This is a genomic window from Streptomyces sp. BBFR102 (assembly GCF_051397025.1).
In the GTDB taxonomy this organism is placed as follows: domain Bacteria; phylum Actinomycetota; class Actinomycetes; order Streptomycetales; family Streptomycetaceae; genus Streptomyces.
Genome location: NZ_CP195757.1, coordinates 929,716 through 942,714, shown reverse-complemented (window position 1 = coordinate 942,714; position 12,999 = coordinate 929,716). Strand labels below are relative to the sequence as shown.

At 73.7% G+C, this 12,999-nt stretch carries 12 protein-coding genes; 9 read left to right on the top strand and 3 right to left on the bottom strand.

Going from position 1 to position 12,999, the window contains the following annotated elements; translation table 11 throughout:
- Nucleotides 1–15: 15 nt before the first annotated feature.
- The gene (locus tag ACSLIC_RS04330) at nucleotides 16–1,332 is read right to left on the bottom strand and encodes an anion permease (RefSeq protein ID WP_436736339.1); all 1,317 of its coding nucleotides are present in this window, start codon (nucleotides 1,330–1,332) and stop codon (nucleotides 16–18) included.
- A gap of 311 nt (nucleotides 1,333–1,643) precedes the next feature.
- Between ACSLIC_RS04330 and ACSLIC_RS04325 the strand changes: the two genes are divergently transcribed.
- The 5 genes from ACSLIC_RS04325 to ACSLIC_RS04305 all read left to right on the top strand — a co-directional run bounded on the left by ACSLIC_RS04325 (nucleotide 1,644) and on the right by ACSLIC_RS04305 (nucleotide 7,416).
- Complete coding sequence (locus ACSLIC_RS04325; protein ID WP_436736338.1) at nucleotides 1,644–2,366, top strand: class II aldolase/adducin family protein; 723 nt, start codon at nucleotides 1,644–1,646, stop codon at nucleotides 2,364–2,366.
- A 73-nt stretch (nucleotides 2,367–2,439) separates the two neighbouring features.
- Nucleotides 2,440–3,573 carry an alpha/beta hydrolase gene (locus ACSLIC_RS04320; protein WP_436736337.1) on the top strand — a complete coding sequence of 378 codons (1,134 nt, stop codon included), beginning with the start codon at nucleotides 2,440–2,442 and terminating at the stop codon, nucleotides 3,571–3,573.
- A gap of 435 nt (nucleotides 3,574–4,008) precedes the next feature.
- On the top strand, nucleotides 4,009–5,733 hold the full coding sequence (locus tag ACSLIC_RS04315; protein ID WP_436736336.1) for a sodium:solute symporter family protein: 1,725 nt from the start codon (nucleotides 4,009–4,011) through the stop codon (nucleotides 5,731–5,733).
- Between the two features lie 16 nt (nucleotides 5,734–5,749).
- Nucleotides 5,750–5,881: a putative transporter small subunit gene (locus ACSLIC_RS04310; protein WP_436736335.1), complete on the top strand. Its 132-nt coding sequence runs from the start codon at nucleotides 5,750–5,752 to the stop codon at nucleotides 5,879–5,881.
- A gap of 128 nt (nucleotides 5,882–6,009) precedes the next feature.
- The gene (locus ACSLIC_RS04305; protein ID WP_436736334.1) at nucleotides 6,010–7,416 is read left to right on the top strand and encodes a hypothetical protein; all 1,407 of its coding nucleotides are present in this window, start codon (nucleotides 6,010–6,012) and stop codon (nucleotides 7,414–7,416) included.
- 43 nt (nucleotides 7,417–7,459) lie between these two features.
- Here the strand turns inward: ACSLIC_RS04305 and ACSLIC_RS04300 are convergent, their stop codons facing one another.
- Nucleotides 7,460–7,876: a VOC family protein gene (locus tag ACSLIC_RS04300; RefSeq protein ID WP_436736333.1), complete on the bottom strand. Its 417-nt coding sequence runs from the start codon at nucleotides 7,874–7,876 to the stop codon at nucleotides 7,460–7,462.
- A 254-nt stretch (nucleotides 7,877–8,130) separates the two neighbouring features.
- Here ACSLIC_RS04300 and ACSLIC_RS04295 point away from each other — a divergent pair, with 254 nt between their 5' ends.
- From ACSLIC_RS04295 to ACSLIC_RS04285, 3 genes are all read left to right on the top strand, one after another.
- Nucleotides 8,131–9,729 (top strand): ABC-F family ATP-binding cassette domain-containing protein, encoded by a 1,599-nt coding sequence (locus ACSLIC_RS04295; RefSeq protein WP_436736332.1) that lies wholly within the window; start codon nucleotides 8,131–8,133, stop codon nucleotides 9,727–9,729.
- A gap of 474 nt (nucleotides 9,730–10,203) precedes the next feature.
- On the top strand, nucleotides 10,204–10,425 hold the full coding sequence (locus tag ACSLIC_RS04290; protein ID WP_436736331.1) for a helix-turn-helix domain-containing protein: 222 nt from the start codon (nucleotides 10,204–10,206) through the stop codon (nucleotides 10,423–10,425).
- Between the two features lie 203 nt (nucleotides 10,426–10,628).
- Nucleotides 10,629–11,429 (top strand): enoyl-CoA hydratase/isomerase family protein, encoded by an 801-nt coding sequence (locus tag ACSLIC_RS04285; protein WP_436736330.1) that lies wholly within the window; start codon nucleotides 10,629–10,631, stop codon nucleotides 11,427–11,429.
- 271 nt (nucleotides 11,430–11,700) lie between these two features.
- Here the strand turns inward: ACSLIC_RS04285 and ACSLIC_RS04280 are convergent, their stop codons facing one another.
- On the bottom strand, nucleotides 11,701–12,315 hold the full coding sequence (locus ACSLIC_RS04280; protein ID WP_436740266.1) for a nucleopolyhedrovirus P10 family protein: 615 nt from the start codon (nucleotides 12,313–12,315) through the stop codon (nucleotides 11,701–11,703).
- A gap of 208 nt (nucleotides 12,316–12,523) precedes the next feature.
- Here ACSLIC_RS04280 and ACSLIC_RS04275 point away from each other — a divergent pair, with 208 nt between their 5' ends.
- Nucleotides 12,524–12,982: an Asp23/Gls24 family envelope stress response protein gene (locus tag ACSLIC_RS04275; RefSeq protein WP_436736329.1), complete on the top strand. Its 459-nt coding sequence runs from the start codon at nucleotides 12,524–12,526 to the stop codon at nucleotides 12,980–12,982.
- Nucleotides 12,983–12,999: the final 17 nt, after the last annotated feature.

Sequence of the window (12,999 nt, the reverse complement as noted above, 5' to 3'; positions counted from 1 at the left end):
GTACGCGGGGCCGGGTCAGACCTTGGCCGGCCGGGCAGCCGGTTCGGCGGTGGCGGAGCCCGGCTGGGCCGGGATCGAGGCGAGCGGGGAGCCGCCCGCCGGTGCGCCGCCGTCCTGGCCGCCCAGCGGCCGGGCACCCGCCTCGTCGGAGGCGGCGGCCGCGCCGGTGGGCGGCGGGGCGACGGAGGCCATGGCCTGGGTGACGACGCCCGACGGCCCGTCCTGGACCGGCTCGACGTCGTTGACGTTGTCGTGGGTGACGGGGGAGCGGCGCGAGCGGAGCCAGATCGCGAAGGACCCGCCGACCAGGAGGACCGTGGTGGCGGCGACGCCCCAGTCGCCCTGCTTGGTGAGGAGTTCGGCGGCCGCGCCGACCAGGGCGGCGGCCGGCAGGGTCAGGCCCCAGGCGACGAACATCCGGGTGGCGGTCGACCAGCGGACCACGCCGCCCTTGCGGCCGAGGCCCGCGCCCATCACCGCGCCGGAGCACGACTGGGTGGTGGAGAGGGAGAAGCCCAGGTGGGAGGAGGCCAGGATGACCGTCGCGGCGCTGGTCTGGGCGGCGAAGCCCTGCGGCGGCGTGAGGTCGGTGAGGCCCTTGCCCATGGTCCGGATGATGCGCCAGCCGCCCAGGTAGGTACCGAGCGCGATGGCGATTCCGGCGGAGACGATGACCCACAGCGGGGGGTTGGAGCCGGGCGCGAGGACACCGCCGGTGACCAGGGCGAGGGTGATGACACCCATCGTCTTCTGGGCGTCGTTGGTGCCGTGCGCCAGCGAGACCAGGCCGGCCGAGGCGATCTGCCCGGCGCGGTAGCCCTTGGCGGTGGACTTCTCGTCCACGTTCCGGTTGATCCGGAAGGTGAGGCGGGTGGCGAGCATCGCGGCGAGGCCGGCGACGATCGGCGCGGCGAGCGCGGGCAGCAGCACCTTGGTGACCACGGTGCCGCCGTTGACGGAGGACCACCCCGCCGACATCACCGCGGCGCCGATGAGTCCGCCGAAGAGCGCGTGCGAGGAGCTCGACGGCAGACCGACGAGCCAGGTCAGAAGATTCCACAGAATGGCGCCTACGAGGGCGGCGAAGATGACTTCCGTCTTCAGGCCGTCCTCGTTGATGAGTCCGCCGGAGATCGTCTTGGCGACCTCCACGGAGAGGAACGCGCCGACGAGGTTGAGGACGGCGGACATCGCCACCGCCGCCTTGGGCCTCATCGCGCCGGTCGAGATGGTGGTGGCCATCGCGTTGGCTGTGTCGTGGAAACCGTTCGTGAAGTCGAACACGAGAGCGGTCACGATCACGATCCCGAGGAGAAGCGTGATGTGTTCCATTTACCCGGACTTCTGTGGGACGTCGTTGGCTCCTCGAACGTAGGGGCGTTGGGTGAACAGAAGATGAACTGGGGCGGGCAACGTGGTGACCCGAAACGGAGTCCCCTCGGCCGCCCCGCGCCCGGACCCGCCCCGACCCCTTGGGAGAGCGGCCCCGAGCCCCCTCGCCGGGCCCGGCTCGCGGGCTCCCGCGCGGTTTCCGCAGCCTCCCGATGTGAGGCAGGTCGCACCCCACACAGGGGTGCGGGGCGCCGGAAGCGGAATGAGACGCCCGCCCGGCGCACGCCCCGACGGTGGCAGGATGCCCCGTCATGAAGAAGAACGTCGCGCACCCCGGCCGCGCCTGGCGGCTGCTGGAGGACCAGGCCGTCGCCCGTGCCTGGCACGACCTGCTGGAGACGGCCCGGGCCACCGCCCGCGACGGACTGGTGGTCGGCACCTCCGGCAACGTCTCGGTCCGCGTCACCCCCGACCGCCCGGCCGTCGCCACGGACGACCTCGTCCTCGTCACCCCCACCGGCGTCCCCTACGACCGGCTCGGCCCCGAGGACGCCGTCGCCGTCACCCTCGACGGCCGCCAGGTCCTCGGCACCCTGGAACCCACCAGCGAACTCCCCCTCCACCTCACCGTGCACCGCTCCGGCACCGCCCGCGCCGTCGTCCACACCCACGCCCCGCACGCCACCGCCGTCTCCACGCTCGTCGACACGCTGCCGCCCGTCCACTACCTGGCGGCAGCGTTCGGCGGCCCCGTCCGCACCGCCCCCTACGCGCTCTACGGCACCCAGGAACTCGCCGGCCACCTCCGCGAAGCCCTCCGGGACCGCACCGCCTGCCTGCTGCGCAACCACGGCACCGTCACCACCGGCGACACCCTCGCCCAGGCCCTGGACCGCACCGCCCAGCTCGAATGGCTGTGCCGCGTCTGGCTGCTCGCCCGCTCCGTCCCCGGCCACACCCCCTCGCTCCTCGACGAGGAGCAGCTCGCCGAGGTGGCCGAGCGGCTGCGCGGCTACGGCCAGCCGGGCGGGTGACCGCGGCCCCGCGCGTCACCCGCCGGGCCGCGTCCGCTGGCCGTGCGGCACCGGGTGCCCGCAGACTGGAGCGGTGCGTATCGCCCGAACGACGGCACTGGCCGTCACCGCCGCAGTCGGAGCCGGGGCCGCCGCCGTAGCGGCCGGCCGGTACGCCAGCGATGCCGCCCTGCGGCTCCCGCCAGGCCACCGGCTGCCCACCGAGCCGAAGCTGACGATCCACCGTGCCGAGGTCGGCCGGATCGTCCTCACCCGCGACCTGGCCTCCCTGCGCCCGGGCCGCTACGGCCTCGTGGGCCGCGACTTCCACGCCGCCGTCGGCCCGGTGCTCGACCGGTCCGACGGCGAGGTGGCGGCCGACACCGTCGTCCGCCGCCTGGAGCGCGTCTTCCACGGCACCCCCGACACCGGCGACCGGGCCTGGCTCACCCCCCAGCTCTACGGCGGCGACCCCGCCACCGCCCTCGGCCTCTCCTACGCCGAGGTCGAGATCCCCGGCGAACTGGGCGTGCTGCCCGGCTGGGTGGTCCCCGGCGACCGCCGTACCTGGGTCCTGGCCGTCCACGGCCTGGCCGGCACCATCGAGCACCCCATGGTCGTCACCGAGCAGCTGCACCGCCTGGGCCTGCCGGTGCTCTCCCTCGCCTACCGCGGCGACCGGGGCGCCCCGCGCCCCCCGGACGGCCTCAGCCACCTCGGCGACAGCGAGTGGCGCGACGTCGACGCGGCCCTGCGCTTCGCCGTCGCCAACGGCGCCGCCCGCGTCATCCTCTACGGCTGGTCCACCGGCGCCACGATGGCCCTCTTCGCCGCCGCCCGCTCCGCCCTGCGCGGCCGCATCGGCGGCCTCGTCCTCGACTCCCCGGTCCTCGGCCGCGCGGAGGCGGTCCGAGCCCTGGCCGCGGCCAAGCACGTCCCGGGCGCCTTCCTCCCCCTCGCGGTGCGCGCCGCCGAGGGGCGCACCGGCCTCAGCGACGACCGCCTCCCGCACATCGGCGGCCCCGAGGGCATCCGCGTCCCCACCTTCCTCGCCCACGGCCCCGGCGACGAGATCGCCTCCTACGACTACTCCCTGGCCCTCGCCCGCAGCCGCCCCGACCTCGTCACCCTCCACACGGTCCAGGACGCCCCCCACGCCGCCATGTGGAACGCCGACCCCACCACCTACGACGAGGCCCTGCGCCGCTTCCTGACCCCGCTGCTCTGAGCCCGGCACAGTCCGCGCCTCTGCGCCCCGCCGGTGATCACCACCGCATAACGAATCGACCCCTCGTTGCGTGTGCAATGTGTGAACGCGTCGCGAAGGGTGGGCGGGCCGGTCACGACAAGGCCGGACAAACGGCCCGGTGAATCCGGTCTCATCCCGCATCTGAGGCATTGTGGACGGCGGTTGCCCGCCTCCTCGGTGCGCGCGGTGAGGATCGCCACGGCCCGGCGGGGCTGTTATGGTCCCTGGCGTTTGCGGGCACAAAGGATGCCCCGTTGCGTGGACGTCTCCGGCGACGACGACTCCGCCCGGAGAGCCAAGGAGGAGCCCCGTCGGCGCATCCGGCGCGAGGCGCGTCCGCGGCCGCCCCTTCGGGGGGAGCGGCCGGCGCCGCGCCCTGCCGCGCGGCTCCGTGAACCGAGGGAGGTGGCGCGTGTGAACGGACTGGAAACAGCCGGGTTCAGCGCCGTGGTGGTGGTGGGATTGCTGGTCCTGTTCTACGGAGGGACCTTCCTGATCTCGACCCGCATCGGCAAGAAGGACGAGAACGCCGACGGGTACATGACCGGCGGCAACAACATCGGGTTCGGCGTCTCCGCCGCCAGCATGACCGCGACCTGGATCTGGGCGTCCTCGATGTACGCCTCCGCCACGTCCGGATACACCTACGGCATCTCGGGCCCCATCCACTACGGGCTCTGGGGCGCCCTGATGATCCTGTTCATCTACCCGTTCGGCAAGCGCATCCGCACCGTCGCCCCGAAGGCCCACACGCTCGCCGAGGTGATGTACGCCCGGCACGGCCGCTCCAGCCAGCTGATGCTCGCCGGGTCCAACATCGTCGGCAGCCTGATCAGCCTGATGTCCAACTTCATCGCCGGCGGCGTGCTGATCTCCCTGCTCTCCCCGTTCACCTTCACCCAGGGCGTCTTCGCCGTGGCGGCCGGAGTGTTGCTGTACACCCTGTGGTCCGGTTTCCGGGCCTCCGTGCTGACCGACTTCGTGCAGGTGGTCGCGATGCTCGGCGCGGTGGCGGTGATCGTCCCGTTCATCTTCTTCGCGGCCGGATTCCCGGCCGCGTTCGAGACCGGGGCGCAGAACCTGACGCCCCAGCAGGGCGACTTCTTCTCCAGCGAGGCGTTCATGGAGCAGGGCGCCCCCTACATCGCCGCCGTCCTCGCCTACGCCATCGGCAACCAGACCATCGCCCAGCGGCTCTTCGCCGTGAGGCAGACCCTGATCAAGCCGGTCTTCGTCACCGCGACCGTCGGCTACGGCGCCATGGTCATCGGTGTCGGCATGCTCGGCGTGCTCGCCCTCTACCTGGGCTTCGAGCCGACCGGCGGCGACCTCAACAACCTCGTCCCCGAGATGGCCGCCGCCTACCTGCCGCCCGTCCTGCTGGCGCTCTTCTTCATCATGATCGTCGGCGCGCTCTCCTCCACCGCCGACTCCGACCTCTCAGCCCTCTCCTCGATCATGATGGCCGACGTCTACGGCCAGAACCTGGCCGGCGAGAAGAAGGCCGACCCCCGGACGATGCTGCTCATCGGGCGCGTCACGATGGTGGTGGCCACCGCGTTGGCCGTCGCCTTCGCCAGCCTCCAGCTGAGCATCCTCGACCTGCTGGTCTTCGTCGGAGCGCTGTGGGGCGCCCTCGTCTTCCCGGTGCTGGCCAGCTTCTACTGGGAGAAGGTCACCAACAAGGCGTTCACCGTCTCGGTGCTCGCGGCGCTCGCGGCGTTCCTGCCGGTCCGCTTCGGCTGGCTGCCCCTGGACGGCTTCCTCGGCATCGTCGTGGACGTGGTGTCGGTGGTCGGCGTCGGTGTCGTCCTCGGCCTGATGGTCTTCGGCTTCCTCGGCCTCAAGGCGGCCAGGATCGCCGCGGTGGCGGCCATGGCCGCCACCGCGCCGTTCGCCATCGGCTCCCTCCACGAGTACGCGACGCTCTGCGGCTCGCTCGTCGCGTACTCCGTGAGCACCACGCTCTGCTGGGCGCTGTCCGCCTGGCGGCCGGACGGCTTCGACTTCGCCCTCATCGCGCAGCGCACCGGCGACTTCGACGACGGCTCGGCGGGCAGGACCGGCGCCGCCGCCGTCCCGCCGCCCCGTCCGGGGGCCGACGACCGCGCCCCCGAGACCCCCGCCAGCCCCAAGTGACCGTCGAGGAGGCACCGTGACCACCATCGCCCTGACCGTGTACGTCCTGATGTGGCCCGTCGGCGTGGCAGCCGTGCTGTACGTGATCAGCCGCGCGTTCTTCCGCGAGTGGGCGAAGGCCCGCCGCGAGGGCGAGCCCATGATCTGACCGCCACGCCCGACCCGGCGGGCCGGGTCGGGACAAAGCGGCCGGAACATTTCGTTCCGAGGTGCCCATAGCAGTCCCGGCACCGCTTCCGTTTGGGAATTCCGTACTTCACCCGGAAGACTGCCCCCGTGACGTCCCGTATCCCGCGCGACTCCAGGCTCCGAATCGTCCGCCCACGACCCCTCGCCGCCGCCCCGGCCGCGGCCGACGAACGGCGGGCCCGGAGGCCCGCGCCCCGCCCGCCCGAGGGCACACCGCCCCGGGCCCGGCTCGCCACCATGGCGAGGGAGGGCCTGGCCGACGCCGTCCGGGTCGCCCGTTGGGCCGAGGCGGCACTGCCGCGCGGCGGCCCCGCCGCCCAGCCGGCCGCACCCTCCGACGGGGAGGGGACGCTCTCCGGGGCGACCGCCACCCGGGCCGCGGGAGAGCTGGGGCTGACCCCGGCCAAAGTCCGCGCCGACTGGGACACCGCCCGCCTCGCCGGACTGGTCGAGGTGCACGGCGGCGTGGCCCGCCCCGGATGGCGCCTGCGCGCCTGGGACCGGGACGACTCCGCCGTGCTGCGCGGCTGGGTGGCGCTCTTCGACGCCTGGTCGCTGGTCCACCCCGGCCCGGACCAGCTGACCCCCGCCGCGGGCGCCGAGGTGATCGAGGCCGTCCCGCAGCTACTGACCCTCCTCCAGCTCTCGGACGGCCCCGTCCCGGTCACCCAGCTCCTGGACCTCCTCGAACAGCGCGTGGAGGAACTCCGCACCCAGCGCTGCGAGATCCCGTACGGCCCCCGGAGCGAACCGCTCTCCGAGGCCGAGGGCGTCCCGCTGGCCACCCTGCTCGACTGGGCCCTGCACGGCCTCGCCGCCGTCGGCGCGCTCACCTACGCCGGCGGCCACGCCACGCTGACCCCGCTCGGCAGTTGGGCGGTGTGGGTGCGGCTGGAGCAGATCTGCGTGGCCGCCCAGAGTCCGGCGGGCAACATCGAGCAGCCCGCCGAGGAGATGCTGCGCGGCTGCGCCCGGCTGCGTCCGCAGTCGGCCCGCTCCGAGTACCGCGCCTGGCTCGCCGCCCGCCCGGTCGGCAGCGCCGTCGCCGAGCTGCTGGAGGCGGCCCGGGGCGAGGACGCCATGGTGCGCAGCCTCGCCTTCGAGGCGCTCAGGGTCGTCGGCGCCCCCGCCGAGGCCGAGGTGCGCGCCGCCGCCGAGGACGTCCTGCTGCGGCCCTACGCCCTGCTCTGGCTCGCCGAGCACGACGGCACCGACCCCGAGGACGCGCCGCTGGTCCTCAGCCGCCAGGAGGCGACCTGGCTCTGGGTCGACACCGCCGCCGCCGTCGCCGACCACGGTGAGGCCCCGCTGCTCGTACGGCACCTGGAGGCGGCCGTGCAGCCGACGGTGCCCGCGCTGCTCGACGACGTCCGCGCCGTCGGCCACCCCCGCACCGTCCAGGTCCTGGTGGCGCTGGCCGCCGCACACCCGGACCCGGCGCTCGCCAAGGCCGTGCGCCGGGCCGCGTTCCAGGTCCACACCGGCGGCGCCTGACCCGCACCGGGGCCCGGTGCGCCGCCGGGCCCCGCCCGCCGCGTCAGGCCGGCAGCTCGGGACCGTACGTACCGAAGCTCCAGATGTTGCCCTCGGCGTCCCGCGCCATGTAGTCGCGGGAGCCGTACTCCCGGTCGGCCGGGGGAACGAGGATCTCGACACCGTCGTGGGCGGCGGCGCGCGTGTGGTGGGCGTCCACGTCGGCGACCACGACGTAGACGCCGACGGGCCCGCCCCGAGCCATCGCCCGGTCGTAGGCACTGCCGGTGCCCTTGGAGCCGATCATCACGGCGCCGTTGCCCAGCGACAGCTCGGCGTGGGCGACGCGGCCGTCGTCCGTCTCGTGGAGGGTCGCCGGGGTGAAGCCGAACGCCTCGGTCAGGGTCGTGACGGCCGCCCGCGCGTCCGCGTACAGGACCGTCGGGAAGACGGTGGGGGGCCCGCTCGCCGTGGCGGCCATGGCAGTCACTCCTCGGTCTCAGGTTCCGGTGCGGGTGATTCCGCTCACCGGCGGGAGGGGCGCCGGTGCGCCCCGGTGCCGAGTATCTGCCGGTTCGTGCCCCCGCGCCCCCGGGGGGTGCGCCTGCGGCGGGGCGAAAAGCGGTTGACCGCCGCCGGTAGAATCGCCGTATGGCCATTCTCCGCACGCATTAGACGGCGTCGACCGTTCACATCAGTCCGCCGTCCGTTCCATTCCTGCCCAGGAGTCTGTCCGTGATCACCGCCTCCGGTGTCGAGCTGCGCGCCGGCGCCCGCGTCCTCATCGAGTCCGCCACCTTCCGTATCGCCAAGGGCGACCGCATCGGCCTCGTCGGCCGCAACGGCGCGGGGAAGACCACCCTCACCAAGTGCCTCGCGGGGCAGGGCCAGCCCGCCGCCGGCACCATCACCTCCTCCGGCGAGGTCGGCTACCTCCCGCAGGACCCGCGCACCGGCGACCTCGACGTCCTCGCCCGCGACCGCATCCTCTCCGCCCGCGGCCTCGACACCCTGCTCAAGAAGATGCGGGAGAACGAGCAGCGGATGGCCACCGGCCAGGGCGCCACCCGCGAGAAGGCGATGCGCAAGTACGAGCGGCTGGAGACGGAGTTCCTCACCAAGGGCGGGTACGCCGCCGAGGCCGAGGCCGCCACCATCGCCGCCGCGCTCAACCTCCCCGACCGCGTGCTCGGCCAGCCCCTGCACACCCTCTCGGGCGGTCAGCGGCGCCGGATCGAACTGGCCCGCATCCTCTTCTCCGACGCCGACGTGCTGCTCCTGGACGAGCCCACCAACCACCTCGACGCCGACTCCATCGCCTGGCTCCGCGACTACCTGCGGACCTACCGCGGCGGCTTCATCGTGATCTCCCACGACGTCGACCTGGTCGAGACGGTCGTCAACAAGGTCTTCTACCTGGACGCCAACCGCGCCCAGATCGACATCTACAACATGGGCTGGAAGCTCTACCAGCAGCAGCGCGAGGCGGACGAGAAGCGCCGCCGCCGCGAGCGGCAGAACGCCGAGAAGAAGGCCGCCACCCTCAACGCGCAGGCCGACAAGATGCGCGCCAAGGCCACCAAGACGGTCGCCGCGCAGAACATGGCCCGCCGCGCCGAGCGGCTGCTCTCCGGCCTGGAGGCCGAGCGGGTCAGGGACAAGGTCGCCAAGCTGCGCTTCCCCGAGCCCGCCCCCTGCGGCAAGACCCCGCTCACCGCCGAGGGCCTCTCCAAGTCGTACGGCTCGCTGGAGATCTTCACCGACGTCAGCCTCGCCATCGACAAGGGCTCCCGGGTCGTCATCCTCGGCCTCAACGGTGCCGGCAAGACCACACTGCTGCGGCTGCTCGCAGGCACCGAGAAGCCCGACACCGGCAGCGTCGTCGAGGGCCACGGCCTGAAACTCGGCTACTACGCCCAGGAGCACGAGACGCTCGACCCCGCCCGCACCGTCCTGGAGAACATGCGCTCGGCCGCGCCCGACCTGGACCTGGTCGAGGTCCGCAAGACGCTCGGCTCGTTCCTCTTCTCCGGCGACGACGTCGACAAGCCGGCCGGGGTGCTCTCCGGCGGCGAGAAGACCCGGCTGGCCCTGGCCACCCTGGTCGTCTCCTCGGCCAACGTGCTCCTCCTGGACGAGCCCACCAACAACCTCGACCCGGCCAGCCGCGAGGAGATCCTCGGCGCGCTCCAGACGTACAAGGGCGCCGTCGTCCTCGTCACCCACGACGAGGGCGCCGTCGACGCGCTCCAGCCCGAGCGGATCATCCTGCTCCCCGACGGGGTCGAGGACCTCTGGGGCGCCGACTACCTCGACCTGGTCACCCTGGCCTGACACCGGCCGCCCCGCCGCGCCCGCCCCCTCCGCGAGCCGTCCGCCCCGCCCGGGCGGGCGGCTCCGGCGTGCGGCCCGCGCGGGTGCGGGAGCCGCGTCCCCCCATGCGCGGGAAGGGCGCGTGGAGATCATCCCCGGATGGATCATTCGGCCCAGTCCTGATCCGTCATCTGCGTGAGCGTCTCTCACCCCCGCGCTCCGCGGCCGTCGACAGGCGCCCTCGCGGGCCACGGTGCCACCCCCGCATCCCTTGTGCCGCTTGGCCTGTGCCCGTCCGCCACGCTGACCAGCCGCTTCCCGAGGCAACCCGTTCGGCGGCAAGACGCGCGGAACGTGCGGAATGCTTGATTCCACAGGCCATGGCCCATTTCCCTGGCAAAACCCGCTCTGGCCGACCTTGCCGAATGGGTGGCCAGGAGGGCCGGGAGGGGTGATCATGAGAGACAAGAGCGCACTTCGCATGAGGAGGCACGGGTGGCCGAGACTCTGAAGAAGGGCAGCCGGGTGACCGGCGCGGCGCGCGACAAGCTCGCCGCCGACCTGAAGAGGAAGTACGACGACGGCGCGAGCATTCGTGCGCTGGCGGAGGAAACCGGACGTTCCTACGGGTTCGTCCACCGGATGCTCAGCGAATCCGGTGTCACACTGCGCGGACGTGGCGGCGCGACCAGAGGCAAGAAGCCCTCGGCGGACTGACCCCGCTCCGTACGGACCAGGCAGTACGAGTACCAGCGCCTTTCCCTGGCGTTGCTCCACGAGCGCGGCCCTTCGGTCCGCGACCGCCAGCGTGATCACCTGCTTGCGTACCACCCGGTCGGCCCTCCGGTCGGCCGGGTGGTTACTGTGCAGTCACTTACGGGCGCTACCGCGCGCCCGCACCGACCGCACGGAGGCAGGCCATGGCCGCGACCGACCCCGCAACCCCGCTGCTCGACCAGGACGGCGTCCGCCTCACCGTGGACGGGGCGACCGCCACGGTGACGCTGACCAACCCGGCGAAGCGCAACGCGCAGAGCCCGGCACTGTGGCGCAGCCTCGCCGAGGCCGGCCGCCTGCTGCCCGGCTCCGTGCGGATCGCCGTGGTCCGGGGCGAGGGCAAGTCCTTCTCCGCCGGGCTGGACCGGCAGGCGTTCACGCCGGAGGGGTTCGAGGGCGAGCCGTCCTTCATCGACATGGGCAAGGGCCCGGCCGAGGAGATGGACGCCATCATCGCCTCGTACCAGGAGGCGTTCACCTGGTGGCGGCGGAGCGACCTGATCACCATCGCCGCCGTGCAGGGCCACGCGATCGGCGCCGGGTTCCAGCTGGCGCTCGCCTGCGACCTGCGGGTGGTCGCCGAGGACGTGCAGTTCGCCATGCGTGAGACCAGCCTCGGTCTGGTGCCCGACCTGACCGGCACCCAGCCGCTGGTCCACCTGGTCGGCTACGCCCGCGCCCTGGAGATCTGCGCCACCGGCCGCTTCGTCCACGCCGAGGAGGCGGAGCGCACCGGCCTCGCCAACCTCGTCGTCCCCGCCGGTCAGCTCGACGCCGCCGTCGCCGACCTGGCCGCCGCCCTGCTCGCGGCTCCCCGTGACGCCGTCGTGGAGACCAAGGCACTGCTCCAGGGCGCCGTCGGCCGCGGCCTCGACGAACAGCGCGCCGCCGAGCGCGCCGCCCAGGGCCGCCGCCTGCGCGACCTGGTGGGCCAGGGCGACTGACACCGCCCCGCCCCGCCAGGCTCCTTCGAACGAGGCCGGGGAAGCCCAACGGAGTGTGAGAGCCCGCGAGTCGACCTCTGGCGGGGTGGGCCGGAGCACATCGGGTGTCCTGGCCCGCCGTCAGGACCGGCGCGGGCGCCAGGGCGTGGTCCACGAGGCGTACGAGCGCGGCGGGCAGTGCGTAGGGCCGCTTCGCGGCGGAGACGGGGCGCTCCGCACTCCCCGCACGCGGCGCCGGGTGCCGCCGAAGGCCCGCGGCGCCGCGTGCCCTTCAGTCCAAGGCGGTCACCAGCACCGCCACCGAAGGCCGGTCCGGCAGTGCCTCGGTGACCGCGTGGCGGACCGCCCGGGCCACCTCCAGGGGGCGGTGGCCGGGGGAGACCACGAGTTCGAGGCGGACGTGGGCAGGGCGGCCGGGGGCCGGGTGGTCCATGCGTACCGCGCCGGTGCGGCCGCCGAACGCGCCGCCGAGGCGGGCCACTCCGGGGACCGCGAGGGCGGTCGAGGCGGCCCGGTGCTCAGGGGTGTCCTCGCCCGCGGGCCGGTCCTCGGCAGGAGCGTCGGAGGGGTCGGCGGCGGGGGAGGGCTGCTCGGGCGGCTCGTCGGGCTGGTCGACCCCGGTGATTCGCAGGTCCACCTCGGTGACGCGCAGGCCCAGGCGGTCGGCGGCCGCGTCGGCGAGTGCCGCGCGGAGCCGGTCGGCCAGGGCCGGGAAGGGCTCCAGGCGGGTCGCCGCGAACTCCGCGCCGATCCGCAGCGGACCCGGCCACAGCGCGCTCGGCGGTGGCGGCACCCCCGGCTCCTCGGTCGGCGCGCCGTCCACGGGGCCGACCCGCAGCGTCCCCAGCCGCACTCCGGGCACCGCGTCCGCCGAACGGCGGAGCACCGAGCGCGCCGCCGCCTCCGTCAACCACGCACCGTCATCGGCCCCTCCCATCGGCAACAGCCTGCCGAGTCCCAGTTGATGCCGTACCGCTTCGGTCCACCCGTCCGTACTCATGGACCCAGACTGCCGTATCCAAGGCGCGAACCGGGGCAACCCGGCATAACGTGGGCGCCACGAGTGGATCACCGTGCGGAAGGGAAGTGCCGCGATGACCGAGCCCACACAGCGCGAGGGCCAGGGGGAGCTGGGAGGCCGCCGGGGCCACGGCGGCCCGGGCACCCGGGGGAAGACCACCATCGCCGACGGCGTGGTGGAGAAGATCGCGGGCCTCGCCGCCCGGGACGTCGACGGCGTGCACGCCATGGGCAGCGGGATCTCCCGGACCCTCGGCGCCATGCGCGACAAGGTGCCCGTCGGCGGCAAGTCCGTCTCCCGCGGCGTCAGCGCCGAGGTCGGCGAGGTGCAGACCGCCCTCGACCTGGAGATCGTCGTCGACTACGGCGTGTCGATCGCCGACGTGGCCCGCTCGGTGCGGGAGAACGTGGTGAACGCGGTCGAGCGGATGACGGGCCTGGAGGTCGTCGAGGTCAACATCGCCGTCAGCGACGTCAAGCTGCCCGACGAGGACGACGATGACGACGGCGGCGACGGCCGCAACCTGCAGTGACCCGACCGCGCAGGCCC